Source organism: Micromonospora sp. CPCC 206171, from assembly GCF_036906755.1.
GTDB classification, from domain to species: Bacteria; Actinomycetota; Actinomycetes; order Mycobacteriales; family Micromonosporaceae; genus Micromonospora; species Micromonospora purpureochromogenes.
Map to the genome: position 1 here is coordinate 124774 of NZ_JBAKHT010000007.1, position 22545 is coordinate 147318.

A 22545-nucleotide genomic window follows, 5' to 3' on the forward strand; every position below is an offset into this window, starting at 1 on the left:
TATCGGCGGGGTCAGCCCCCGAGCGTACTCAAGCGCCCAGGTCGCCGTTACGGGATAACCTGCCGCCCATGACCGACCCCACTCCCGCGCTGTCCTTCGGGGCGGCCGCCACCGACTACGACCGGTTCCGGCCCCGCTATCCGCAGGCCGCCGTCCGCTGGGCCCTGGCGGGCGTCGACGCGCCGGCCCGGGTGGTCGACCTCGGCGCCGGCACCGGCATCCTCAGCCGCGCGATCCTCGACCTGGGCCACGAGGTGCTGCCGGTGGAGCCCGATCCGGAGATGCGGGCCCAGTTGGCCGCCGCCACGCCGGGCAGCACCGCCCTGGCCGGCAGCGCCGAGGCGGTGCCGCTGCCGGACGGGACGGCCGACGCGGTCCTGGTGGGGCAGGCGTACCACTGGTTCGACAAGGAGCGGGCGCACGCCGAGATCGCCCGGGTGCTCCGGGCGGGCGGGACGTTCGCCCCGATCTGGAACACCCGGGACGGAAGCGTCGGCTGGGTGGCCGAGCTGGACCGGATCGCCGAGATCCACGACGACGCCGGCGACCTGACCGAGAAGATCACCGACTTCGGCCCGGCCTTCGGCGCGGTCGAACTGGGCGAGTTCGCCCACCGGGCCACGCTGACCCCGGACGAGGTGATCGGCATGCTGCGTACCCGCTCGAACTGGCTGACCGCCACGCCGCGGCAACGGCAGCGGGTCCACTCGGAGCTGCGCGAGCTGTTCGCCACCCACCCCGACCTCGCCGGGCGGGAGACGGTCGAGCTGCCGTACCGGACGCTCGTCTTCCGGGCCCGGCGGCGCTGAGCCCCCCGGGCGGCGCCCGACCCCGGCCGCCGGGGTCAGGTGTTGCGCTCGTAGACCATCCGCAGGCCGATCAGGGTGATCATCGGCTCGTGGTGGGTGATCGTGCGGCACTCGCCGATCACCACCGAGGCCAGCCCGCCGGTGGCGATCACCGCCTTCACCTCGCCCAACTCCTCGCTCATCCGCTCGACGATGCGGTCGACCTGCCCGGCGAAGCCGAAGTAGAGGCCGGACTGGAGGCACTCGACGGTGTTCTTGCCGATCACCGACCGGGGCTTGGTCGCCTCCACCTTGCGCAGCTGGGCGGCCCGGGCGGCCAGGGCGTCGAACGAGATCTCGATGCCCGGGGCGAAGGCGCCGCCGAGGAACTCCCCCCGGCCGCTGATCACGTCGAAGTTCGTGGTGGTGCCGAAGTCGACCACGATGGACGGACCGCCGTAGAGGGTGTACGCGGCGAGGGTGTTGACCACCCGGTCCGAGCCGACCTCCTTGGGGTTGTCGATCGCGAGCTGGACGCCCGTGCGCACCCCCGGCTCGACGATCACGCTGGGCAGGTCGGCGTAGTAGCGGGCCAGCATGGACCGCAGCGAGCGCAGCGCCGCCGGAACCGTGGAGCAGGCCGCCACCCCGGTGATCTCCACCGCGTCACCGGCGAGCAGCCCGCGGAACATCAGACCCAGCTCGTCCGCCGTGGACCGGGCGTCGGTCTTGATCCGCCAGGAGTGCACCAGCTTGTCGCCGTCGAAGGTCGCCAGCACGGTGTTGGTGTTTCCGATGTCGATGCAGAGCAGCACACGCGCAGCCTAGACGCCGCCCGACGGGTCGAACCCGCCGAGCCGCCGGCCGGCCGGCCCGGCCCACCGCGCCGGGCCCACCGCGCCCGGGCTCACCGCGTCCGCAGGTCCAGCGCGATGTCCAGGATCGGCGAGGAGTGGGTCAGCGCGCCCACCGACAGGAAGTCCACACCGGTGGCCGCGTACTCGGCCGCCACCGCGAGGGTGAGCCCGCCGGTCGCCTCCAGCTCCGCCCGGTCGCCAACCCGGGCGACCACCTCCCACAGCGTCTCCGGGGTCATGTTGTCCAGCAGCAGGAAGTCCGCGCCGGCCTCGACCGCCTCCACCGCCTCGGCGACGGTGTCGACCTCCACCTGCACCGGCACGTCGGGAAACGCCTCCCGGACCCGGCGGAACGCCGGCGCGATGCCGCCCGCGGCGAACTTGTGGTTGTCCTTGATCATGGCGACGTCGTGCAGGCCCATTCGCTTGTTCGTGCCGCCGCCGGCGCGCACCGCGTACTTCTCCAGGGCACGCAGGCCCGGGGTGGTCTTGCGGGTGTCCAGCACCATCGCCTTCGTACCGGCCAGGGCGTCGGCCCAGGCCCGGGTGTGGGTGGCCACCCCGGACATCCGGCTGAGCAGGTTGAGCGCCGTGCGCTCGGCCGTGAGCAGCAGCCGGGTCGGGCCGGTCACCGTGGCCAGCACGTCGCCGCGCGCCACCCGCTGCCCGTCCCGGGCCACCAGCGACACCTCGACGGTACGGTCCGCACCGGTCACCTCCCCGACCAGCTCGAAGGCCGCGGCGGCCACCGCCAGCCCGGCCACCACGCCGTCGGCGCGGGCGACCACGTCGGCGGTGTCGGTCTGCGTGTCGGGGATGGTGGCCACGCTGGTCACGTCGAGGAAGTCCGGCCCCAGATCCTCGGCGAGCGCCCCCACAACCACCGCCCGCACCTGCGCCGGGTCCAGGCCACCGGCCCGCAACGCTTGCTGCGTCGACTCCCTCACGCGTCCACCTCACTCCTCGCGCTCACCGGGACCACCTTCGTTCGCGACTGCGGGGCTCGCAAGACCGACTCACTGCTCGCGCTCACGCCAGCTCCTCCCACCGGGACGTCAACCGACCCTGCGCACCGACCGCACCGAGCAGATGACCGCGCCACCGCTCGTCGGCGGCCGGGAAGTCCTCCCGCCAGTGGCACCCCCGGGTCTCCTGGCGGGCGTACGCGGCGGCGACCAGGGCCGAGGCCACGGTGAGCAGGTTCGTCGCCTCCCAGTCGGCGGTACGCGGAGTGCCCCGGCCCAGCCCCAGCTCGTCCAGGACGGTGGCGGTCCCGGTCAACGTGGTGGCCGACCGCAGCACCCCGGCGCCCCGGGTCATCGCCCGCTGGAGCGCCGACGTGCCCTCGGCCGGCACCACCCAGCCCTCGCCGCCCACCCACGCGCCCGTCTCCGCCGGCCGGGCCTGCTCGGGCAGCCCGGCGGCGATGTCCTCGGCGATCCGGCGGGAGAAGACCAGCCCCTCCAGCAGCGAGTTGCTGGCCAGCCGGTTGGCGCCGTGCACGCCGGTGCAGGCGACCTCGCCGCAGGCGTACAGGCCGGGGATGGAGGTGCGGCCGTGCAGGTCGGTCCGGACGCCGCCGGATGCGTAGTGGGCGGCCGGGGCGACCGGGATCAGGTCGGTGGCCGGGTCCACGCCGATGGCCAGGCAGGAGGCGACGATGGTGGGGAACCGCCCGGCCAGGAAGTCGCCGCCCAGGTGCCGGGCGTCCAGCCAGACGTGGTCGGCGCCGGTGGCCAGCAGCACCCGGTGGATGCCCTTGGCCACCACGTCCCGGGGGGCCAGTTCGGCCAGCTCGTGCTGGCCGACCATGAACCGCTTGCCGTCATCGTCGACCAGGTGGGCGCCCTCGCCGCGCAGCGCCTCGGAGACCAGCGGCTGCTGGGCGAGGCCGGCGCCGGGCACCCGGGCCGCCTGCGGCACGATCAGCGCCGTCGGGTGGAACTGGACGAACTCCACGTCGGTGACCGCCGCGCCGGCCCTCATGGCCAGGGCCACCCCGTCGCCGGTGGAGACGGCCGGGTTGGTGGTCGCCGCGAAGATCTGCCCCATCCCGCCGGTGGCCAGCACCACGGCCCGGGCCAGCAGCGCGCCGACGCCGTCCTCGCTGCCCTCGCCGAGCACGTGCAGGGTGATGCCGCAGGCCGGGCCGAGGCCGGCCGGGCCGTCGCCGGGGGCGCGCAGCAGGTCCAGCACCAGGGCGTGCTCGACCAGGCGGATCCACGGGTCGCGGCGGACCGCCGCGTGCAGCGCGCGTTGCACCTCGGCGCCGGTGGCGTCGCCGCCGGCGTGCACGATCCGGTCCGCCCGGTGCCCGCCCTCCCGGGTGAGCATCAGCGACCCGTCCGGGTTGCGGTCGAACTCCGCGCCGAGGCGCATCAACTCGCGGAGCCGGGTCGGCCCCTCCTCCACCAGCACCCGCACGGCCGCCGGGTCGCAGAGCCCGACGCCGGCGATCTCGGTGTCGTGAGCGTGCGCGCCCGGGGTGTCCGTCGGGTCGAGCACCGCCGCGATGCCGCCCTGCGCCCACCGGGTGGAGCCCTCGTCGATGTTGACCTTGGTGACCACCGTGACGTGCAGGCCGGCCTCGCGCAGGTGCAGCGCGGCGGTGAGCCCGGCGACCCCGGAACCGACCACGATCACGTCGGTCGTCTCCACCCAGCCGGGCGCGGGCGCGGCCAGCAGTCGGGGCAGGGCCGGCAGGTCGACGGTCGGAAGGTCCATGAACACAGTCAACCCGAACGCCCCTCATCCCGGGCGGCGGGGGCACGACGAGTGGTTTGGACTACGGCGTCCGCTACCTCGTCCGGACGGGCAGCCCGGCCGGGCCGGCGCCCTTGAGCGAGGCGGTCACCGTCCGGTCGCTGAGCCAGAGGTGGCAGCGGACGCCCCGGTCACCCGCCCGCCAGCGGCCGGCACCGGGCGGGCGGACCACCACGCCGCTGCGGAAGCGCAGGTCGGCGTCGTTCGGCACGCCGACGTACCGGGCGAGGACGCTGCGGCAGCCGGCATAGAGCGGCAGCCAGTCGGCGTCCCGGGTCGGGTACGGCCGGTCGGGCGCCTTCCACACCCCGACGAACTCGGCGTCGTGGGCGGTGGCGCACTCCGCCGGGAGCAGCACCTGCACCCCCCGGCCGGTGCCGGTGCGGGTGCGCTGGCAGCCCAGGCGCAGCGGCGACGGGCCCTTCAGGGCGTCCCGCAGGCTGCCGGTGCGGGTCACCACGGCGGCCGCCGCCTCGACGGTGGTCAACTCGCTGAGGTCGCAGCGGTACCAGCGGGAGCCGGCCGCCCAGCCGGGACGGGTGGGCAGCGCCACGGCCAGCCGCAGCCGGCCGGCGCGCCAGTCGTCGCCGACGTACCCGGTGGCGTGCGCGTCGCACTCGGCGAAGGCGCCACGCAGGTCGGGCGAGCCGGTGGCGGGCGGGTCCGCCCGGCCGGCCGGGAAGGCCCCCACGTGCACCGTCTCCACCCGGTGCGGCACGGCGCAGTCCACCGGCGCGTACGCGTCCAGCGCGACCGTGTCGGCGAAGTCGCCGACCTGGCAGACGCCGGCACCCGGGGTGAACGGCCCGGCAGCCGCCGGGGCGGCCCAGTCGTCGGTGAGGTTCCCGTCGACCCCGGCGGTGGCGGCGCACCCGGCCAGCAGAGCCCCCGCGACCAACGCGGCGACCGGTCTCGTCATCGCACGGCGCATCGCGGCCTCCCCCAGCCGACGACCGTCGATCCCGACGGTTCGCCCAGGGTAACCAACAATGACCTTCCGGTGACAGACCGGAAGTGCGCTCAGCCCACCACGGCCAGCGGGCTCGGGCTGGGGTCGCCGGCGGTGCCGGGAGCCACGGCGGCCGGGTCGGCGCCCAGGTCGACGACCTTGTTGTCGGCGTCGACGTGCACCACCCGCGGCCGGTACGAGCGCGCCTCGGCGTCGTCCAGCTGACCGTAGGAGATGAGGATGACCAGGTCGCCGGGGTGCACCAGGTGCGCCGCCGCGCCGTTGATGCCGATCACCCCGCTGCCCCGCTCACCGGGGATGACGTACGTCTCCAGCCTGGCCCCGTTGGTCACGTCCACGATCGCCACCTGCTCGCCGGGGAGCAGGTCGGCGGCGTCGAGCAGATCCTGGTCCACGGTCACCGAGCCGACGTAGTGCAGGTCGGCCTGGGTCACCGTGGCCCGGTGGATCTTCGACTTGAGCATGGTCCGGAACATCGGTCGCCTCTCAGCGGGTGTGGTGGTCAGGTCGTCAGGAACGCGGGGCGAGTCGGATCGCCATGTTGTCGATCAGGCGGGTGTCGCCCACCCAGGCCGCGACCAGCAGCCGGGCCGGGCCGGCCACCGGACCCGGTTCCAGGTCCGGGTCGGTGAGCACCAGGTAGTCCAGCCGGGCGTCGGCACCGACCGCGGCGAACGTCCGGTGCGCGGCGGCCAGCACCTCCCCGGCGTCCCCGCCCTGCTCGGCGGCGGTCGCGCCGGCCTGCAGCGCGGCCGACAGGCTCAGCGCGGTCCGCCGCTGCTCCGGCGAGAGGTAGCGATTACGGCTGGACAGGGCCAGTCCGTCCGGTTCGCGGACGGTCGGCACGCCGAACACCTCGACCGGGACGTCCAGATCGCGGGCCATCCGGCGGACCAGGGTGAGCTGCTGGTAGTCCTTCTCGCCGAAGAAGGCGAGATCGGGGCGGGTGAGCTGGAGCAGCTTCATGACCACGGTCAGCACCCCGTGGAAGAAACCGGGCCGGCTCTGCCCCTCCAGGTCCTCGCCGAGCTGCCCCGGGTTCACCCGGACCGCCGGCTGCCCGTCCGGGTACATGTCCGACACGGCGGGGGCGAACACCACGTCGGCCCCGGCCCGGCGGCAGATCTCCAGGTCGGCGTCGAGCGTGCGCGGGTAGCGGTCGAAGTCCTCGTTCGGCCCGAACTGCAGCGGGTTGACGAAGATCGTGACGAGCACGTGGTCCGCCCGCTCCCGGGCCGCCCGCAGCAGCGTCTCGTGCCCCGAATGCAGCGCACCCATGGTCATCACCACGCCGACGGTGCCCTTGAGTCCGTCCCGCGCCTTCGCCAGCTCGGCCCGGGTGTGCACCAGCTCCGTCATGCCGCCACCTCCCGATGGATCCCGGCCAGCACGTCGAGCAGCGACTCGGCGTCCACCGGCCGCAGCCGACCGGCCGCGATCGCCCGATCCGCGCTCCGTCGTGCCAACGCCAGGTAGGGGGCCACCGATTCCGGGGCGGTCTCCGCCAGCCGGTCCAGGTGCCGCCGCACGGTGCCCGCGTCGCCCCGGGACACCGGGCCGGTCAACGCGTCGTCGCCGAGCCGCAGCGCGTTCTCCAGGGCCGCCCGCAGCAGCGGGGCCAGCACCTTCTCGGGCTGGGCCACCCCGGCGTCGCGCAGCCGGTCGGCCGCCTCGTTGACCAGGGTCACCAGGTGGTTCGCGCCGTGCGCCAGCGCCGCGTGGTAGAGCGCGCGGTCCGCCTCGCCGACCCACTCCGGCACCCCGCCCAGGTCGGCGACGAGCCGGGCGGCGAGCGGGCGCAGTTCCGCCGGGGCGGTCACCCCGTACGAGATGCCGGCCAGCCGGCCGAGGTCGTCGGGCGTACCGGTGAAGGTCATCGCCGGGTGCAGCGCCAGCGGGCGCGCGCCGACGGCGGCGGCCGGAGCCAGCACGGCCAGGCCGTGCGCGCCGGAGGTGTGGGCGACCACCTGGCCGGGGCGCAGCGCCCCGGTCTCGGCCAGCCCGGCCACCACTCCGGCCAGCGCGTCGTCCGGGACGGCGATCAGCAGCAGGTCGGTGGCGGCGCGGGCGACCGAGGTGGCCGAGCGGTTGCGGGTGCCGGGCAGCAGCAGCGCGATCCGGGCCTTCGCGGCCCCGGAGACGCCGGCGGCGGCGACCACCCGGTGGCCGGCGGCGGCGAGCGCCGCGCCCAGCACCGCACCGACCCGGCCGGCGCCGATGACGCCGACGGTCAGGGTGCGGGGGAAGGCGAGCGGGGCGCCGGCAGGGGCGCCGCCCGCAGGAACGGCGGCCTCACGCGGGGCGGCCGGACGCGGGCGCAGCGGTGCGCTCATGGCAACGATCCAGTCCTCGAAGGGGGTACCGGTCGATCGCAAGTATGCGCTGGGGTTACGGAGCCCTAACAAGAGTGTGTGAAAACCTTCACCGGCCGGTGGGCGGGCGGTTTCCGGGCGGCGGGGACCACGCGTCGCGGTTACAGTGCCGCCCGCGCCGGCCCGGCTCCAGACGTCCGGTCCGTCCGGTACGGACCCGGCGGCGGACCGGGCCGCACGCCTCGACGGCGGCGGCGACCCGGTCCCGAGCCTCAGCCCAGGGCACGCAGGAAACCGGCGTCGACGAACTTGAAGTCCGTGTCCGGGCGGGCCTCGCCGTCCGCGCCGGTGGACTCCGGGGTGTTGTGGCCGTCGTGCACCACCAGCAGGCCGCCGGGGAAGCCCGGCAGCGGGGTGGCGGTCACCGCCGCGCCGTCGCACTCCTGGGCCCCGTCCACGCGGCCGTCGACCACCGCGAACCGGCCCGTGGGGCGGTCGGTGCGCCGGTCGTAGGTGTAGAACGTGTCGTCGCCCTGGCTGGAGACGACGAGGGTGCCGGTGAACCGGCCGGTCCGGTGGATGGTCAGCCCCTCCACGTCCTGGGCGATCCGGCCACCGAAGCCCGGGTCGGCCGCGTAATCGGTCACGCAGTCGTCCTCCTCGACGTCGAAGGCCGCCGGTACGCCGTACTCGCGGACCCGCTCGACCGGCGTCAGGCCGCCGGCGAACCGGCCGCCCACCAGTCGGGTCCGCCACAGCCCGACCTTCTCCTGGGCCAGGTGCACCACGCCGGTCGCCGGGTCGACCACGGTGCCCTCCACCTGGGGCCCGTCGCCCGGGTCGGTGCACGGCGACCAGCGCGCGCCGTTCGGCAGGGTGAACGTCGACGGCAGCGTCAGCCGGTCCACCCGCCGGTAGCTGACCGTGTCACCCGTGGCGACCAGCCGGAACAGCCCCACCTCCGGGGTGCTGCGCCGGCTGACCACCGCGTACGCGGCGCCGTCGACGTCGGTGAAGGTGCCCAGCCCGTACGCGGTGCGCTGCTCGTCGACCTCGGCCTGGTCCGCGCTGAAGGCGAACGGCACGTCCGCCGCGGTGACGTCGGTCAGCAGCCGGGTACCCGGGTCGACCCGGTAGAAGCGGAGCTGGTCCCGGCCCCGGTCGGTGACCACGGCGAGGTCGGTGGCGCGGCCGGCCAGCCGGAACCCGGAGACCAGATCGACGTTGTTGAACCGGCCGGACTCGTGCTCCGGGCCGGGCGCCGGCGGGGTGGCGAAGCGCTGCCGCTCCCGGGCGCGCAGGTCGTACACCCGCAGGCCGCCGTTCTTCGCGGTGGCCACCACCAGGCTGCCCGCCCGGTCCGTCGGGTGCACCCAGATCGCCGGGTCGTCGGCGTCGGCGTCCCCGCCGGCCTCGTCGTCGAAGAGGGCGGGGGTCTCGGCCACCGCGCGGACCTCCCGGAGCCCGTTGGCCGGGGCGGCGGCGGGGGCGGCCGCCAGCACCATCGGTACGACCGCCAGGGCGGGGATGAACAGTCGTCTCATACCGGCTGACCGTAGGGTCGGCACGGTGACGCACCCTGAACGCGGGATGAACTCGATGCGCTGGCGGGACGCCATGGACGCCGCCCTCTACGGCCCGGCCGGCTTCTTCGTCGCCGGCGCCGGACCCGCCGCCCACTTCCGCACCAGCGCGCACGCCCCCGGTGTCCTCGCCACCGCCCTGTCCCGCCTGGTCGAACAGGTGGACGCCGCCCTGGGCCGGCCCGACCGGCTGGACGTGGTCGACGTGGGCGCCGGCCGGGGCGAGCTGCTGCACGCCCTCGCCCGCGCCGTGGGCACCGACGGGCGGCCGGCCCCGGAAACCCCGACCGCCCCGGCCGCCGCCGCGCCGTCACCCGCCGCGCCGGTGCCGCTCGCCCGCCGGGTACGGCTCACCGCCGTCGAGCGGGCGCCCCGCCCCGACGACCTGCCCGCCGGCATCGACTGGCGGGACGAGATCCCGGACCGGCTCACCGGCCTGCTGGTCGCCACCGAGTGGCTGGACAACGTCCCGCTCGACGTCGCGGTGCACGACGGCGACGGCTGGCGGTACCTGCTCGTCGACCCGGCGAGCGGGGCGGAGTCGGTGGGCGATCGCATCGACGCCGCCGACCTCGACTGGCTGCACCGCTGGTGGCCCGCCCCGGTGACCGCCGGGCGGGCCGAGATCGGCCGGAGCAGGGACGACGCCTGGGCCCACGCGGTCGGCAGGCTCGACCGGGGACTCGCGCTGGCCGTCGACTACGGACACCTGCGGCAGGAGCGGCCGGTGGACGGGACGCTGACCGGGTACCGCGCCGGCCGGCAGGTGCCACCCGTACCCGACGGCTCCCGCGACGTCACCGCGCACGTCGCGGTGGACTCGGTCGCCGCCGCCGGCGCGCGGGTCGCCGGGTGCGCGTACACGCTGGTGTCGCAGCGACAGGCGCTGCGGGCGCTCGGGGCCGACGGCGGCCGACCGCCGCTGACCCTGGCCGGCAGCGACCCGGCCGGCTACCTGCGGGCGCTGGCCGCCGCCTCGGCGGTGGCCGAGCTGACCGACCCGGCCGGCCTCGGCGGGCACTGGTGGCTACGGCAACCGGTCGGCGTCGACCCCGCGGCGTTCATGGCACGATGACCCACATGACCACGGACGCCGGCGACCTCCGCGAGCTGACCGTCGGCACCGGCGCGGGCGGGGAGCAACTGGGCACCGACATGGTGCTCAACATCGGTCCGCAGCACCCGTCCACGCACGGGGTGCTCCGGCTCAGGCTGGTGCTCGACGGCGAACGGGTCGTCGCGGCCGAGCCGATCGTCGGCTACATGCACCGGGGCGCGGAGAAGCTCTTCGAGGTCCGCGACTACCGGCAGATCATCGTGCTGGCCAACCGGCACGACTGGCTGTCGGCGTTCTCCAACGAGCTGGGCGTGGTGCTCGCCGTCGAGCGGCTGATGGGCATGGAGGTGCCGGAGCGGGCCACCTGGCTGCGGATGGCCCTCGCCGAGCTGAACCGGGTGCTCAACCACCTGATGTTCCTCGGCTCGTACCCGCTGGAGATCGGCGCGATCACCCCGGTCTTCTACGCGTTCCGGGAGCGGGAGACCATCCAGGCGGTGATGGAGGAGGTCTCCGGCGGCCGCGTCCACTACATGTTCAACCGGGTCGGCGGCCTCAAGGAGGAGGTGCCCGCCGGCTGGACCGGCCGGGCCCGCGCCGCGATCGGCGAGGTCCGCCGCCGGATGCCCGACCTGGACCGGCTCATCCGGCGCAACGAGATCTTCCTGGCCCGTACCGTCGGGGTGGGGGTGCTCTCCGCCGCCGACGCCGCCGCGTTCGGCGCCTCCGGGCCGGTCGCCCGCGCCTCCGGCCTCGACCTGGACCTGCGCCGTGACGAGCCGTACCTGGCCTACGACCAGCTCGACGTGCCGGTGGTCACCCGCACCGCGGGGGACTGCCACGCCCGGTTCGAGGTGCTGCTCGACCAGGTGTACGCCTCGCTCGACCTCGCCGAGCAGTGCCTGGACCGGGTCGACCGGCTGACCGGGCCGGTGAACACCCGACTGCCCAAGGTGGTCAAGGCGCCCGAGGGGCACACCTACGCCTGGACCGAGAACCCGCTCGGTATCAACGGCTACTACCTGGTGTCCCGGGGCGAGAAGACCCCGTGGCGGCTCAAGCTGCGCACCGCGTCGTACGCGAACGTGCAGGCGCTGGCCAGCCTGCTCCCCGGTGCCCTGGTGCCGGACCTGATCGCCATCCTCGGCTCGATGTTCTTCGTGGTCGGCGACATCGACAAGTGAGCGGCGGCTGACCGGAGCGGGTCAGCGCCAGCGGCCACCGGCGCGCGGGGAGTCGTCCTGCGGCGGCTGGCCGTACCGCTGCTCGCCGCCCCACTGCTGGCGGGCGCGCGGCTCCGGCTCGGCGGCCCGCCAGGAGTCCACCGGCTCCCGCTGCGCGGGCACTCGCCACTGGTCGGCCGGCCGCTCTCTCCACGTCTGCTCGGAGTGCTGCTGGCCGCGCGCCTGCCGCCGCCATTCCTGCGGCACCGGCACCCCGCCGGCCGGCAGCGCGGGGTGCTCCTCCGGCTCGACCCAACCGCCGCCGCCCCACTGCTCGGCGGGCCGGCGGGGCTCGTCGTGGCGTACCGACGCCCACCGGTCCTGCATGCGGAACTCGGCGCCGTCGGCGTGCAGCTCCGCCCGGCGCTCACCGACCCGCACCTCGCGGCCCCGCCCGTCGTCGCGTACCTCGGCCCAGCGGTCGCCGGCCCGTACCCCGGACCAGTCCTCCTCCGCCGGGTACGACCCGCCCGCCCAGGACTGGTCGGCGCGGTCGTCGGCGGCACCCGACCAGGACCGCTCCTCGGGCTGCCCGCCCGACCAGGACCGCTCCTCGGGCTGCCCGCCCGACCGTTCGTCGCGCTGGCCGGCCCAGCCCCGCTCCGGCTCGGCCCGCTCCGACCAGGAGTTCTCCGGCTCCGCGCCGCTCCAGGACGACTCCTCCGGCGCAGGGGACCAGCGGCCGGCGTAGCCGGCGTAGGCGTTGCCCACCGCCGGGTCCGCGCCGTCCACCACGGTGTGCCGGGTGGTCACGTGCACGGTTTCGGTGTGCCGCACCACGGGGCGGCCGCCCGCCTCCGGGGCGGCGCCGCGCGGTTCGCGGGGAGCGCCGTACACCCCGGCCTGGCCGGCGGCGGGACGCTCCGCGCCGTACCGGCGCCCGGCCGGCTCCTCCTCGTCCCGCTCGGTGGCGCGCCCCCAGGTGGACGGGGTCTCCTCCGGTGCGGCGGCCCACCGCCGCCCGCCCGACGCCTGCTCCTGCGGGGCGGACACCCGGGCCCGGCCGGCGCCGGCCGGTTCCTCGGCCGCCGCCCCGGTGATCCCGGCGGCCGCGGCGATGCCGGCCGCCGCCGCGTCCAGCCGGCGGCGCAGCGCGGTGACCTGGTCCTCCACCCGCTGGGACTGGTCGAGCGCCTGGTTGCCGCGCTGGGCGGCGGCCACGATCTCGGCCCGCAACTCCCGGCGAAGCTGCTCCAGCTCGTCGAGGAACTCCTCGCCGCGCGGCTGGCCGCCGTCGGCGCGCAGCGCGATCGACAGACCGATCAGGACCACGGCCATGATGGCCAGTACGGCGGCGAACCGGAGCGGACCGTTGCCGTCGGCGATCAGCAGGATCAGCGCCGCGACGGGCGCGATCGCCACACCGATCCAGAACAGGACGGTCAGCAGCTGCGGCTGGTGCTTCTCGGGCACGACCGGGGCGGGCATGGCTGTGGAGCCTACCGAGAGATGCCCTGAGTGGGAACGGTCCCGAGGACCGAATCGCGACGTCAGGGGGTACCGGCCGGGCGCGGCAGGCGGAGTGCCGCCGCGCCCGGAACCCGTGGTCAGCCGGTGGCGAGCGCGCCGTCGGAGGAGAAGACCAGACCGACGCTCGCGGTGCCGGTCTTCAGCGCGTTCTTGGTCTGCGGGCCACCGGCGTCCAGCGAGCTGAACGAGCCGGCCTTGAAGTCGTAGACCTCCACCAGACCGGCCTGGCACTTCGGCCGCTGCGGGCACTCCGGCGGGCCGGCCAGCACGGTCGCCGAGCCGGAGCACTTGGCCGCCAGGTCGGAGATCGTCTGCACGCCGTACTTGTCGGCGAACGCCTTCGTCACGGCGAAGGCGTTCTGGTCCTGGGCGGCGGCGGGTGCGCCGAAGGTGATGCCCACCTTGTCGCCGGCGGCCTTCAGCGCGGTGACGGTCTTGTCCAGCTCCGGCGAGGAGACTCCGGTGGCGTTCTTCCCGTTGGCCTTGGTGTTGAGGAACTCCGCCATGGTCGCCGCGTACTCCGGGACGACCTGGATCTGCCCCTTCTCCAGGGCCGGCTCGTAGAGCTCGCGGTTGCCGATCTGCTGCACCTTGACCTGGTAGCCGGCCGCGGTGAGGACGATGTTGTACAGCTCGGCCAGGGTCTGGCTCTCGCTGAAGTTGCCGGCGCCGACCACGATCTGCCCGCCGGGGCCCTTGGCGATGCCGGCGGTGAGGTCGTTCGCCGAGGCGAACTCCTCGGCGGCGGCCTTCGGGGTCTTGCGGTCGACGTCGACCGCCTTGTTGAGCGCGATCAGCTTCGGCGTGTCCAGCGCGGTGGAGACCTTGTCGAGCGCGGCGACCAGCTGCGGGTTGGCCGCGTCGACGTTGATCGCCGGGATGATGTTGTCGGTGTTCTGGAGCTTCTTGTCGTCGTTCAGGACGACCAGCTGGTCGCCGGCGACCGGGGCGCACCCGGCCCCGCTCGCGCCCTGCTGGGGTGCGTCCGTGCCGGAGGACCCCTCGTCCCCGCAGCCGGTGAGCAGACCTGCCACGGTGAGCGCGCCCACCGCGCCCACCGCCAGCCGTGTCCGTACGCGCATGATCGCGCCCGCCTTCCGTGTCCCGGCGCGACCCGAGGTGGGCCGGCCGCGTGTCCGACGGGCGATCCGTTCGGCCGCCCGCGACTCCAGCCAATATCCTCCGGCTCCCACCGACAAATTCGGAGCGGGGTTCGTCACCGGATTGTCACCGATTCGCTCAGTTTCCGGCGCTGGCGGCCGCCGCCCGCCGGTTCGCCCGGCCCCGGACCCGCCGCAGCGGGCGCGGGGTGACGGCCCGCTCGACCAGCGCCAACACCCCCTCGACCAGCAGCGCCAGCCCGGCCACCAGCACGCCCCCGGCGATGATCTGGCCGCCGCCGGCCGCGATGTCCAGCCCGAAACCCGCCCGGATGATCTGGCCGAGTCCGCCGCCGTTGACGAACGAGGCGAGTGCGGCGGTCGCCACCACCTGCACCGCCGCGGTCCGGAACCCGGCCGCCAGGTACGGCACCGCCAGCGGCAGCTCCACCCGGCGCAGCACCTGCCCCCCGGACAGCCCCATCCCCCGCGCCGCGTCCCGCGCCTCCGGATCGGCCTGCCGCACTCCCGTGTACGCGTTGGCCAGCAGCGGCGGCACCGCGAAGACGGCCAGCGCCACCACCACCGCCGGCCGGCCGAACCCGAGGAAGGTCAGCGGCAGGATGGTCAGCAGCGCCAGGGTCGGGATCGCCAACGTGACGTTGGAGATCAGCAGGACCAACCCGCCACCGCGACCGCTGTGCCCGAGCCAGAGCCCGATCGGCCAGGCCACCAGGCAGCCGAGCAGCACCGCGGCGGCCGACATGCTCAGGTGCTCCCCGAGCCGGTCCAGGATGCCGCCCGGGTTCGTCCAGTTCAACGGGTCGTTGAGCCAGACCACCGCCTGCTCGACCGGATTCGTGCCCGCCCGGGCGGCCGTGGCCGTCATCCGGTCCGCCCGCGCAGCCACGGCGTGAGCAGCCGGCCCACCCCGGCGAGGATCAGGTCCAGCACCAGGGCGAGCAGCACGCAGAGCAGCGTCCCGGTCATGATCTGGGCCTTGTAGAAGTTGTTCTGGAAGCCGGCGAAGATCAGCTGCCCGAGGCCGCCGCGACCGACCACCACCCCGACGGTGACCAGGGCGACCGTCGAGACGGTGGCGAGGCGCACTCCGGTGAGGATGCCGGGCAGGGCCAGCGGCAGGTCGATCCGGAACAGCCGCGCCCAGCGGCCGTACCCCATGCCCTCGGCCGCGTCGCGGACCTCGGGGGGCACCTGGTTCAGCCCGGCCACCGCGTTGCGCACGATCACCAGCAGCGCGTACAGCACCACCACCGTGAGCACGGTGATCGCCCCGATGCCCAGGTAGGGCGCGATGAAGGCGAACAGCGCCAGCGACGGGACGGTGTACAGCACGCCGGTGAGTGCGAGAATCGGCCCGGCGAGGGCGCGGAACCAGTACGCCGCCACCGCCAACGGCAGGGCCACCAGGGCGGCGATCAGCACCGCCCGGGCGGTCAGCGAGGCGTGCTCGCGCAGCGCGGCGAGGATGGTGTCAGAGTTGTCCCGCACGTACTGCCAGGAGAACCACGGGTTACCGGGGTCGGCCCGGTAGCTCAGGTGGAGGGACACACGTGGACGTTACCCCGGGACCCAGCGGCGCGGCCGGACACAGCGCTGCTGCCTCGATCACCCTGGACGGCATCCGGAAGCGCTACCCGGACGGCACCGAGGCCGTGCGCGAGCTGAGCCTGGAGGTCAAGGCCGGCGAGCTGGTGGTCCTGATCGGCCCCTCCGGCTGCGGGAAGTCCACCGTGCTGCGGATGGTCAACCGGCTGATCGAGCCGACCGGCGGCCGGATCCTGCTCGGCGACGAGGACATCACCCGGGTCGACCCGGTGAAGCTACGCCGCCGGATCGGCTACGTGATCCAGAACGTGGGGCTCTTCCCGCACCAGACGGTGCACACCAACGTGGGCACGGTGCCCCGGCTGCTCGGCTGGCCGACGGAGCGGATCCGCCGCCGCGCCGACGAGCTGCTGGAGCTGGTCGGGCTCGACCCGGCGCAGTTCGGCCGCCGCTACCCGCACGAGCTCTCCGGTGGGCAGCGGCAGCGGGTCGGGGTGGCCCGGGCACTCGCCGCCGACCCGGTGGTGCTGCTGATGGACGAACCGTTCTCGGCGGTCGACCCGATCGTCCGGACCCGGTTGCAGGAGGAGTTCCTGCGGCTCCAGGCCGAGGTCCGCAAGACCATCGTGCTGGTCACCCACGACCTGGACGAGGCGGTCCGGCTCGGCGACCGGATCGCGGTGCTCTCCCAGGGGGGCCGGCTGGAGCAGTACGACACCCCGGCCGCCCTGCTCGGCGCCCCGGCCTCGCCGTTCGTCCGCGAGTTCGTCGGCGCGGACCGGGGCATCCGCCGGCTCGCCGTCACCCCGCTCACCCGGGACACGCTGGCACCGCTCCCCGACCCGACCGCCGACCTACCGGTGGTGCCGCTGGGCGGTTCCGCGTACGACGCGTTGGCGGCGATGCTCACCACAGGCTCCGAGGCGGTCGTGGTCACCGCCGACGGCGAGCCGGTCGGCGCGCTCAGCCGGGCCCGGGTGCTCGAACTCGGCCAGATCGGCGCCTGACCCGGGCCCCCGCCGACGTCGCGGCCGACGACCCGGCGGCGGCCGGGCCGTTCCGGCGGCCGGTTGGGTGCGTCGCCGGACCGGTCCTGCGAGGAGGTCGGGCGCGGAACGTCAGGCTCGGCCGCCGAGGCTGGCGGTGCCGATGATCCAGCCGGCGAAGAAGCCGTAGGTGGCACCCGTACCGGTGGTCTGGAAGTCGGCGAGCAGCAGCCCGTCCGAGGTCAGCAGCGCCGCCAGCAGGGTCGCCGTCGCGGCGGCCAGGACGTACGCGGCCCAGCCGGAGAAGAACTGGCTCACCGATCCCTGCACCCGGGCCACCTGCGAGGTGGGCAGCAGGTAGAGGAAGGTCGCGGCGAACACCAGCAGCAGGATGGCCCGCAGGTCGGTGGCGAGCACCCCGTGCTCGCCACCGGCGGCCTCCAACCGCCAGGCCGGCCAGGCGAGCAGCCGCAGGAACCAGCCGCCGGCGGAGTTGGGGTCGGTGTGCGCCTCGGCCCAGTCGACGTACCACGGGCTGCCGCAGACCCCGACCAGGATGAGCGCGGCCAGGGTGCCGGTGCCGGCGGCGGTGCCGTAGCCGCTGACGGTCCGGGGGCGGTTGGTGAGGGCCATGCGGCGGGAAGTTCCCGACCCACCCCGGCGGGCAAACCTCCGCCACCCGGCGGTCCAACCGGTCAGTGCTTCACCAGGTAGTCGATGAACGCCGCGCGCAGCAGCGGCTCCGCTTCCTCGTACCCGTGGCCGGTCAGCTCCCGCCACAGCGCCGAGGCCTCGTCGATGATCGGGCCGATCGAGTTCGGCGCCCCGTCCAGCGCGGCGGCCTCGTCCGCGTTCGGCAGGTGCCGCAGCACCGACCAGAAGAAGCCCACGTCGCGGCGCTCCCGGGCCAGCGCGAAGGACCGCTCCCGCAGCTCCTCGGTGGAGAGCGCGTCGAGCTCGTCGAAGGTGCGGCCGGTACCGGCGGAAGGAGTCTCGCTCATGCCCGCGAGCCTAACCGGCGAGATCACCTACGGCCCGTCGGACGCGGGCACGGCCTCACCGGTCGTCGTCGTCCCAGCGGGGCGACCCGGTCTCCCAGCGGGGGGCCTCCCACGGGTCCGGCGGGGTGGCGGTCGACTGGGCCGGCAGCGCGGGCGGCCAGTTGTCGACGGTGCTCGGCCGGGGCAGCGACCAGCCGGTGCTGATGGTGCCGTCTCCGGCGGGCATCGTCTCGGCCGGCTCGCCGAGCGGCGCGCGCGGGCGCCCGCACGCCTCGACCAGCCGGGTCACCACCAGCCCGACGCCCAGCGCCGCGCCGCCCACGGTCCACCGGGAGACCGTCCAGCCGTGCGCGGTCGCCCAGGTCAGGAAGACCACCACCAGGCCCACCGCGAGCAGGGTGCCGAAGATTCCGCCGCGCCGGCCGTACGCGCTGGTGCCGGCGAGCAGCGCCACGCCGACCGCCAGCACCGTCCAGTCCAGCCCCGACGCCGGTACGACCGGGCCGGCCGCGTTGGCGGCCAGCAGCACCCCGGCCAGCATGGCGAGGACGGTGGAACCGACCAGCGCCGCGGCGGTGACCAGGGCCGCCAGCACGCCCCGGCGGCGGGCCGGGTCGACCACCGGCCGGAACCGGCCGACCACCCGCCGGACCGCCCGGATCGCGCCGAAGATCCCGCCCAGCACGGCGACGGCCGCGAACCCGGCGAAGAGGTAGAAGGCCGTGCGGCGCGGGTCGTAGTCGGCCTGCACGTCGACCGTGCCGGAGCGCCGCTCGATGTAGACGATCACGCCCGCGGCGGCGGCGAGACTGGCCGCCCAGCCGGGCACGTGCAGCACCACCACGGCCAGGGCCAGGGCCAGGCCACCGACGGCGGCGGCCACCAGGGCCGGGGTGAGCGCCGCCGTGACACCCCGGTCGCCCTGCTCGGCGAAGTGCAGCGCGGCGGCGACGGCGACCGGCCCGACCGCCAGGTTCACCGCCGCGGTACGCAGGCTCAGCCCGGCGGCGAGGGCCAGCAGGCCGAGCGCGACCACGTCGACCAGGAGGGTGCGCAGCCCGTCGCCGCGCAGCGCGTCGGCGTCCTCGCGGCGGAGCAGCAGCACCACACCGGCCAGGCCGACCAGGAGGAGCGTCTCCCACACCAGGTGCACGCCGATCCGGTCCCGGCCCGGCTCACCGTGCGCGGGATCGTCGAAGACGTTCTCCAGCACGGCGGCGGGCACCCCGGGCGTGGGCTCCGCGGATCCGGCCCGGCCTGGTTCGTCGTACGCCATGCCGCGCGCCTCCCACGTGGCCGGCCGTCCTCGTTGACGGCCGTCTGCTCTCCGGTCGCCAGGGACGGTACCTGCGCGCGAGGCCGCGCGTAACCCCCCTGATCAGCGGCGCGGCGAGCCGCCCTGCCGCTCGCCGGGCTCCCGGTCCTCGTCGTCCTCCTGCGCGGGGACCCGGCAGGCGCGTTCGAGCCAGAGCGCTGCGGCGGTCAGGGCGAGCGCGGCGAGCAGGCCGGCGCCGGCCGCCGGACGGTCGTCCATGGCGGCGTTGGTGTCCTCGATGAAGAGCCACGCGGTCAGCCCCGCGTAGCAGCCCGTGAAGATCGCCCCGGCCAGGGCGGACGCCTTGGCCAGCACCACGAACCGGGCGACCAGCAGCGGGTTGACCGGGTCGCGGCCCGGCCGGCGCTCGATCCGGCTGCGGGTGTTGGCCGCCGCGTACGCCTCCAGCACCGCGAGCGCGGCCAGCGTCACCACCGGCAGCCAGGGCAGGTCGGGCGCGACGTCGTAGTAGAAGGTGCTGATCAGCAACCAGGCCACCGCCGCGGCGGCGAGGGCGGCGACGACCAGGGTGGAGATCCGGGTGGGGCCCATCCGGAAGCGATCGGGCTCGCTTCCGCGCGGGGGCTGCGCCTGGGTCATGCCGGCCGGTTCCACTCGGTCATGGGGTCGACTCTAACGCCAGATCGGGCCGGGGGCTCAGTTCCAGCGCGTCGCCGGCCAACGGCTCGGCGTTGAGCAGGTCGGTCAGCCAGCCGTGCCCGGGCAGCCGCCCGTGCGGCTCGATGTCGATCCACGGCCGCAGCACGAACGCGCGCAGGTGGGCGCGGGGGTGCGGCAGGGTGAGTTCGGGGTCGTCGCTGAGCACCGGTTCGCCGGCCGCGTCCCAGACGGCGATGACGTCCACGTCCAGGGTGCGCGGTCCGAACCGGCGCTCGGGGTCGCGGACCCGGCCGGCCGCCCGCTCGGCGGCCCGGGCCCGCTCCAGCCAGTCGCGCGGGGTCGCCGCCGGGTCCGCGACCATCACCGCCGCGTTGAGGTACGCCGGCTGGTCGGCGTCCCCCCACGGTGGAGTCTCGTAGACCCCGGAGACCACCAGGACCGCGTCGCCGAACGCGGCGACCGCGGCACGCAGGTGGCCGAGGCGGTCGCCGAGGTTGCTGCCGAGGGAGAGCACGGCCCGGGTCATCGGGTACGCCGCATCGTCACGGCGACGTCGGAGAAGGTGTGCGGGATCGGCGCCTCGGGCTTGTGCACGGTGACCGTGGCGGCGGCGACCAGCGGCTCGGCCAGGCAGACCGCGAGCAGCCGGTCGGCGAGCGTCTCGATCAGCGCGACCGGTTCGCCGGTGATGACGGCGACCAGCTTCTCGGCCAGCTCGCCGTAGTGCACCGTGTCGGTCACCTCGTCGGAGCGGGCCGCCGGGGCGAGGTCGAGTTCGAGCACCGCGTCGACGACGAACTCCTGCCCCTGGGCGCGTTCGAAGTCGTAGACGCCGTGCCGACCGCGCGCCCGCAGGCCGGTCAGCTCGATCCGGTCGGTCATCGCTCTCCCTCGTCCCGGCCGACGGACGCGGCGGTCCCCACCCCGGACACGGTCACCGCGCCGGCTCGCTCTCCGGCCGACCGGCGGACCCGGCCGCCCCCACCGCGGACCCGCCGGCACCGTCCGGTGCCGCGCCGTCGTGGCCGGCGCGGCGCGCGGCCGGCTCGGCGACCAGGCGGGGGCGGCCGGTGGCCTGCCAGACGGCGAGCGCGTCGGCGGTGCCGCGCACGTCGTGCACGCGTACCCCCCAGGCGCCGGCGGCGACGGCCAGCAGGCTGGTGGCGGCGGTGGCCGCCTCCCGGTCGGCGGTGGGGCGCGGCTCGCCGTCGGCGTCGGCCAGCAGCCGGCCGAGGTACGACTTGCGGCTCGCCCCGAACAGCAGCGGGAAGCCGAGCGCGACCAGCTCGGGCAGGCGGGCGCTGAGCTCCCAGTTGTGCGCGGCGGTCTTGGCGAAGCCGAGGCCGGGGTCGACGATGATCCGGTCGGCGGCCACCCCGGCGGCCAGTGCCTCGTCGACCCGCCGGCCCAGCTCGGCGCGCACGTCGGCGACCACGTCGGTGTAGGTGGCCAGCTCGCGCATCCCCCGCGAGTGCCCGCGCCAGTGCATCAGCACCCAGGGACAGCCGGCGTCGCGCACCACCCGGGCCATGTCCGGGTCGGCGAGCCCGCCGGAGACGTCGTTGACGACGGTGGCCCCGGCGGCCAGGGCCGCCTCGGCCACCGAGGCCCGGCTGGTGTCGATGCTGACCGCCACGCCGGCCGCGGCCAGGGCCCGGATCACCGGCAGGACCCGGGCCGCCTCGGTCGCGGGGTCGACCCGGTCGGCGCCCGGTCGGGTGGACTCGCCACCGACGTCGATGAGCGCGGCGCCCTCGCTCCGCAGCCGGACGCCGTGGGCGACCGCGGCGTCGAGATCGGCGTAGCGGCCACCGTCGGAGAAGGAGTCGGGCGTGACGTTGAGGACGCCCATCACCACCGGGGCCTGGGCCCGTACCAGATCGGTCACGACTAGACGGTACCGGTCGGCCACGGCCGCTCCGGCGCCCCCCTGACATGGGCATTGGAACAGGTGTACGATCGGTCGTCCGGGTCGAATCGGGCCGAGTCTTCGCGGGTTGTCGCAAAGGAGGGGGGGCCGTACGCTGTGGAATTGCCCAGCATCGAGATGGCGAAGCCTGGAGGGAGGGCCTAAGCGGGAAGAATCCCCCCAAAGCTCACCACTCTCCGTGGTGGGTAACGAACGTAGCGTCGCCGACGCTGCGCTGAGTGAGCACATTTCCCGCCAGGCTTGCCTACTGCACCGCCGCGGCACCGCCGGCCGCGACATGGGGAGGTTCCAGTGATCGCCTTCGAGCTCATGCAGACGGCGACGTCCGGCGTCGCGCAGGCCCTGCACACCCTGGCGACGACACCGCTCGCCGAAGAGGCTCCGAAGGGCATCGACACCAACGGCGTCGTCACCTTCTTCGCCAGCAAGATCGCGCCCATCCTGCTCGCCGTGCTCGGTGTCATCTTCATCGGCCGGGCCAGCCGGGGTGAGATCTCCAAGGTGCTCACCAGCTCGGCCATCGCGATCGTCGGCCTGGCCTTCATCGCCGGGGCGGCCACACTCTTCTTCGTCGGTGACTACCTGATCGACCTGATCTTCGAATAGGCCCGGGCGAGACATGCGGCTGCGCACCGACGACGACATCTACCGGGCTCGCCTGGTCTACCTCGGGCCGCCCGGCTACACCCTTCCCGTCCACCTGCCGTACGCCCAGTACGGCCTGTTCATGCTGCTCGTACCCCTCTACATGTTCATCCACTGGCTGTTCACGTTGCAGGTCGAGCTCTTCCCCGCCTGGGAGATCGCGCTCGCCATCGTGAGCACCTCGTTCATCTTCCGGTACGTCGACCCGGACCGGCCGGCACGGATGGTCATCCGCACCGCCCTGACCGACTGGCGACGTACCCGGGAGCCGGCCGCCGAACTGCGGGACCCCCGCCTGGTCGGCAGCCGGATCAGGATCCGGGAGGAACTGGCATGACCGGGCGTACGTCGAACG

25 protein-coding genes are annotated in these 22545 nt (G+C 75.0%); 6 read left to right on the forward strand and 19 right to left on the reverse strand.

The genetic code is table 11. The features are described 5' to 3' along the window. The first annotated feature begins 68 nt into the window (after window positions 1-68). Window positions 69-809, forward strand: coding sequence for a class I SAM-dependent methyltransferase (locus V6U89_RS11395; RefSeq protein ID WP_334570844.1), 741 nt, complete (start codon window positions 69-71; stop codon window positions 807-809). A gap of 35 nt (window positions 810-844) precedes the next feature. On the opposite strand, the gene V6U89_RS11400 is transcribed toward V6U89_RS11395, so the two are convergent. The 8 genes from V6U89_RS11400 to V6U89_RS11435 all read right to left on the reverse strand — a co-directional run bounded on the left by V6U89_RS11400 (window position 845) and on the right by V6U89_RS11435 (window position 9234). Then, window positions 845-1603, reverse strand: coding sequence for a type III pantothenate kinase (locus V6U89_RS11400; protein WP_334570845.1), 759 nt, complete (start codon window positions 1601-1603; stop codon window positions 845-847). Window positions 1604-1695: 92 nt separating this feature from the next. Then, window positions 1696-2592, reverse strand: a complete 897-nt coding sequence (gene nadC, locus V6U89_RS11405) for a carboxylating nicotinate-nucleotide diphosphorylase (RefSeq protein WP_334570846.1) — start codon at window positions 2590-2592, stop codon at window positions 1696-1698. A gap of 82 nt (window positions 2593-2674) precedes the next feature. Then, window positions 2675-4369 carry an L-aspartate oxidase gene (locus V6U89_RS11410; protein WP_334570847.1) on the reverse strand — a complete coding sequence of 565 codons (1695 nt, stop codon included), beginning with the start codon at window positions 4367-4369 and terminating at the stop codon, window positions 2675-2677. 73 nt (window positions 4370-4442) lie between these two features. After that, on the reverse strand, window positions 4443-5339 hold the full coding sequence (locus V6U89_RS11415; protein ID WP_334570848.1) for a septum formation family protein: 897 nt from the start codon (window positions 5337-5339) through the stop codon (window positions 4443-4445). 89 nt (window positions 5340-5428) lie between these two features. Further along, window positions 5429-5854: an aspartate 1-decarboxylase gene (panD, locus tag V6U89_RS11420; RefSeq protein WP_334570849.1), complete on the reverse strand. Its 426-nt coding sequence runs from the start codon at window positions 5852-5854 to the stop codon at window positions 5429-5431. Window positions 5855-5888: 34 nt separating this feature from the next. After that, window positions 5889-6737, reverse strand: a complete 849-nt coding sequence (gene panC / locus V6U89_RS11425; protein WP_334570850.1) for a pantoate--beta-alanine ligase — start codon at window positions 6735-6737, stop codon at window positions 5889-5891. After that, entirely contained in the window at window positions 6734-7711 is a 978-nt protein-coding gene (locus tag V6U89_RS11430; RefSeq protein ID WP_334570851.1) for a Rossmann-like and DUF2520 domain-containing protein, read from the reverse strand. Before V6U89_RS11430 ends, panC begins: the two co-directional genes overlap by 4 nt. A 251-nt stretch (window positions 7712-7962) precedes the next feature. Beyond that, a complete protein-coding gene (locus V6U89_RS11435; RefSeq protein ID WP_334570852.1) occupies window positions 7963-9234 on the reverse strand; it encodes a phytase in 1272 nt (423 codons plus the stop codon). A gap of 46 nt (window positions 9235-9280) precedes the next feature. On the opposite strand from V6U89_RS11435, the gene V6U89_RS11440 reads away from it, so the two are divergent. Next, window positions 9281-10348 carry an SAM-dependent methyltransferase gene (locus V6U89_RS11440; protein ID WP_334570955.1) on the forward strand — a complete coding sequence of 356 codons (1068 nt, stop codon included), beginning with the start codon at window positions 9281-9283 and terminating at the stop codon, window positions 10346-10348. Then, window positions 10345-11514 carry an NADH-quinone oxidoreductase subunit D gene (locus V6U89_RS11445; RefSeq protein WP_334570853.1) on the forward strand — a complete coding sequence of 390 codons (1170 nt, stop codon included), beginning with the start codon at window positions 10345-10347 and terminating at the stop codon, window positions 11512-11514. Before V6U89_RS11440 ends, V6U89_RS11445 begins: the two co-directional genes overlap by 4 nt. Before the next feature lie 21 nt (window positions 11515-11535). Here V6U89_RS11445 and V6U89_RS11450 read toward each other — a convergent pair whose 3' ends face one another. The 4 genes from V6U89_RS11450 to V6U89_RS11465 all read right to left on the reverse strand — a co-directional run bounded on the left by V6U89_RS11450 (window position 11536) and on the right by V6U89_RS11465 (window position 15695). Further along, window positions 11536-12981 (reverse strand): hypothetical protein, encoded by a 1446-nt coding sequence (locus V6U89_RS11450; protein WP_334570854.1) that lies wholly within the window; start codon window positions 12979-12981, stop codon window positions 11536-11538. A gap of 119 nt (window positions 12982-13100) precedes the next feature. Beyond that, window positions 13101-14105: a glycine betaine ABC transporter substrate-binding protein gene (locus tag V6U89_RS11455; RefSeq protein ID WP_334570855.1), complete on the reverse strand. Its 1005-nt coding sequence runs from the start codon at window positions 14103-14105 to the stop codon at window positions 13101-13103. Window positions 14106-14262: 157 nt separating this feature from the next. Then, window positions 14263-15012, reverse strand: a complete 750-nt coding sequence (locus tag V6U89_RS11460) for an ABC transporter permease (protein ID WP_334570857.1) — start codon at window positions 15010-15012, stop codon at window positions 14263-14265. Continuing rightward, window positions 15009-15695, reverse strand: coding sequence for an ABC transporter permease (locus V6U89_RS11465; protein WP_154941372.1), 687 nt, complete (start codon window positions 15693-15695; stop codon window positions 15009-15011). Before V6U89_RS11465 ends, V6U89_RS11460 begins: the two co-directional genes overlap by 4 nt. 2 nt (window positions 15696-15697) lie before the next feature. On the opposite strand from V6U89_RS11465, the gene V6U89_RS11470 reads away from it, so the two are divergent. Further along, window positions 15698-16699: an ABC transporter ATP-binding protein gene (locus V6U89_RS11470; protein WP_334570860.1), complete on the forward strand. Its 1002-nt coding sequence runs from the start codon at window positions 15698-15700 to the stop codon at window positions 16697-16699. A gap of 111 nt (window positions 16700-16810) precedes the next feature. On the opposite strand, the gene V6U89_RS11475 is transcribed toward V6U89_RS11470, so the two are convergent. The 7 genes from V6U89_RS11475 to folP form a co-directional block, all read right to left on the reverse strand. Further along, complete coding sequence (locus V6U89_RS11475; protein WP_334570862.1) at window positions 16811-17311, reverse strand: hypothetical protein; 501 nt, start codon at window positions 17309-17311, stop codon at window positions 16811-16813. 62 nt (window positions 17312-17373) lie between these two features. Next, entirely contained in the window at window positions 17374-17679 is a 306-nt protein-coding gene (locus V6U89_RS11480; RefSeq protein WP_334570863.1) for a hypothetical protein, read from the reverse strand. Between the two features lie 55 nt (window positions 17680-17734). Continuing rightward, window positions 17735-18955: an ABC transporter permease gene (locus V6U89_RS11485; protein ID WP_334570864.1), complete on the reverse strand. Its 1221-nt coding sequence runs from the start codon at window positions 18953-18955 to the stop codon at window positions 17735-17737. Window positions 18956-19057: 102 nt separating this feature from the next. After that, complete coding sequence (locus tag V6U89_RS11490; RefSeq protein ID WP_334570865.1) at window positions 19058-19594, reverse strand: DUF3180 domain-containing protein; 537 nt, start codon at window positions 19592-19594, stop codon at window positions 19058-19060. Window positions 19595-19613: 19 nt separating this feature from the next. Next, window positions 19614-20141 carry a 2-amino-4-hydroxy-6-hydroxymethyldihydropteridine diphosphokinase gene (gene folK, locus V6U89_RS11495; RefSeq protein ID WP_334570866.1) on the reverse strand — a complete coding sequence of 176 codons (528 nt, stop codon included), beginning with the start codon at window positions 20139-20141 and terminating at the stop codon, window positions 19614-19616. Then, on the reverse strand, window positions 20138-20497 hold the full coding sequence (gene folB, locus V6U89_RS11500) for a dihydroneopterin aldolase (protein ID WP_088959940.1): 360 nt from the start codon (window positions 20495-20497) through the stop codon (window positions 20138-20140). The genes folK and folB overlap by 4 nt, the downstream gene beginning before the upstream one ends. 52 nt (window positions 20498-20549) lie before the next feature. Continuing rightward, complete coding sequence (folP, locus tag V6U89_RS11505) at window positions 20550-21503, reverse strand: dihydropteroate synthase (RefSeq protein ID WP_334570867.1); 954 nt, start codon at window positions 21501-21503, stop codon at window positions 20550-20552. A gap of 333 nt (window positions 21504-21836) precedes the next feature. On the opposite strand from folP, the gene V6U89_RS11510 reads away from it, so the two are divergent. Together V6U89_RS11510 and V6U89_RS11515 are read left to right on the forward strand one after the other, a co-directional pair. After that, window positions 21837-22151 carry a hypothetical protein gene (locus V6U89_RS11510; protein WP_088959938.1) on the forward strand — a complete coding sequence of 105 codons (315 nt, stop codon included), beginning with the start codon at window positions 21837-21839 and terminating at the stop codon, window positions 22149-22151. A 13-nt stretch (window positions 22152-22164) separates the two neighbouring features. After that, window positions 22165-22527, forward strand: coding sequence for a hypothetical protein (locus tag V6U89_RS11515; protein ID WP_067302246.1), 363 nt, complete (start codon window positions 22165-22167; stop codon window positions 22525-22527). The last annotated feature ends 18 nt before the right edge of the window (window positions 22528-22545 follow it).

What these genes read in the sequence shown, in the direction of transcription:
- V6U89_RS11415 (WP_334570848.1), bottom strand. Translation starts at nt 5,339, where the DNA reads ATGCGCCGTGCGATGACGAGACCGGTCGCCGCGTTGGTCGCGGGGGCT.
- V6U89_RS11455 (WP_334570855.1), bottom strand. Translation starts at nt 14,105, where the DNA reads ATGCGCGTACGGACACGGCTGGCGGTGGGCGCGGTGGGCGCGCTCACC.
- V6U89_RS11475 (WP_334570862.1), bottom strand. Translation starts at nt 17,311, where the DNA reads ATGGCCCTCACCAACCGCCCCCGGACCGTCAGCGGCTACGGCACCGCC.
- folK (WP_334570866.1), bottom strand. Translation starts at nt 20,141, where the DNA reads ATGACCCGGGCCGTGCTCTCCCTCGGCAGCAACCTCGGCGACCGCCTC.
- V6U89_RS11430 (WP_334570851.1), bottom strand. Translation starts at nt 7,711, where the DNA reads ATGAGCGCACCGCTGCGCCCGCGTCCGGCCGCCCCGCGTGAGGCCGCC.
- V6U89_RS11395 (WP_334570844.1), top strand. Translation starts at nt 69, where the DNA reads ATGACCGACCCCACTCCCGCGCTGTCCTTCGGGGCGGCCGCCACCGAC.
- V6U89_RS11440 (WP_334570955.1), top strand. Translation starts at nt 9,281, where the DNA reads ATGAACTCGATGCGCTGGCGGGACGCCATGGACGCCGCCCTCTACGGC.
- V6U89_RS11460 (WP_334570857.1), bottom strand. Translation starts at nt 15,012, where the DNA reads ATGACGGCCACGGCCGCCCGGGCGGGCACGAATCCGGTCGAGCAGGCG.
- V6U89_RS11435 (WP_334570852.1), bottom strand. Translation starts at nt 9,234, where the DNA reads ATGAGACGACTGTTCATCCCCGCCCTGGCGGTCGTACCGATGGTGCTG.
- V6U89_RS11445 (WP_334570853.1), top strand. Translation starts at nt 10,345, where the DNA reads ATGACCCACATGACCACGGACGCCGGCGACCTCCGCGAGCTGACCGTC.
- V6U89_RS11485 (WP_334570864.1), bottom strand. Translation starts at nt 18,955, where the DNA reads ATGGCGTACGACGAACCAGGCCGGGCCGGATCCGCGGAGCCCACGCCC.
- V6U89_RS11410 (WP_334570847.1), bottom strand. Translation starts at nt 4,369, where the DNA reads ATGGACCTTCCGACCGTCGACCTGCCGGCCCTGCCCCGACTGCTGGCC.
- V6U89_RS11480 (WP_334570863.1), bottom strand. Translation starts at nt 17,679, where the DNA reads ATGAGCGAGACTCCTTCCGCCGGTACCGGCCGCACCTTCGACGAGCTC.
- panD (WP_334570849.1), bottom strand. Translation starts at nt 5,854, where the DNA reads ATGTTCCGGACCATGCTCAAGTCGAAGATCCACCGGGCCACGGTGACC.
- V6U89_RS11450 (WP_334570854.1), bottom strand. Translation starts at nt 12,981, where the DNA reads ATGCCCGCCCCGGTCGTGCCCGAGAAGCACCAGCCGCAGCTGCTGACC.
- V6U89_RS11515 (WP_067302246.1), top strand. Translation starts at nt 22,165, where the DNA reads ATGCGGCTGCGCACCGACGACGACATCTACCGGGCTCGCCTGGTCTAC.
- panC (WP_334570850.1), bottom strand. Translation starts at nt 6,737, where the DNA reads ATGACGGAGCTGGTGCACACCCGGGCCGAGCTGGCGAAGGCGCGGGAC.
- V6U89_RS11490 (WP_334570865.1), bottom strand. Translation starts at nt 19,594, where the DNA reads ATGACCCAGGCGCAGCCCCCGCGCGGAAGCGAGCCCGATCGCTTCCGG.
- folB (WP_088959940.1), bottom strand. Translation starts at nt 20,497, where the DNA reads ATGACCGACCGGATCGAGCTGACCGGCCTGCGGGCGCGCGGTCGGCAC.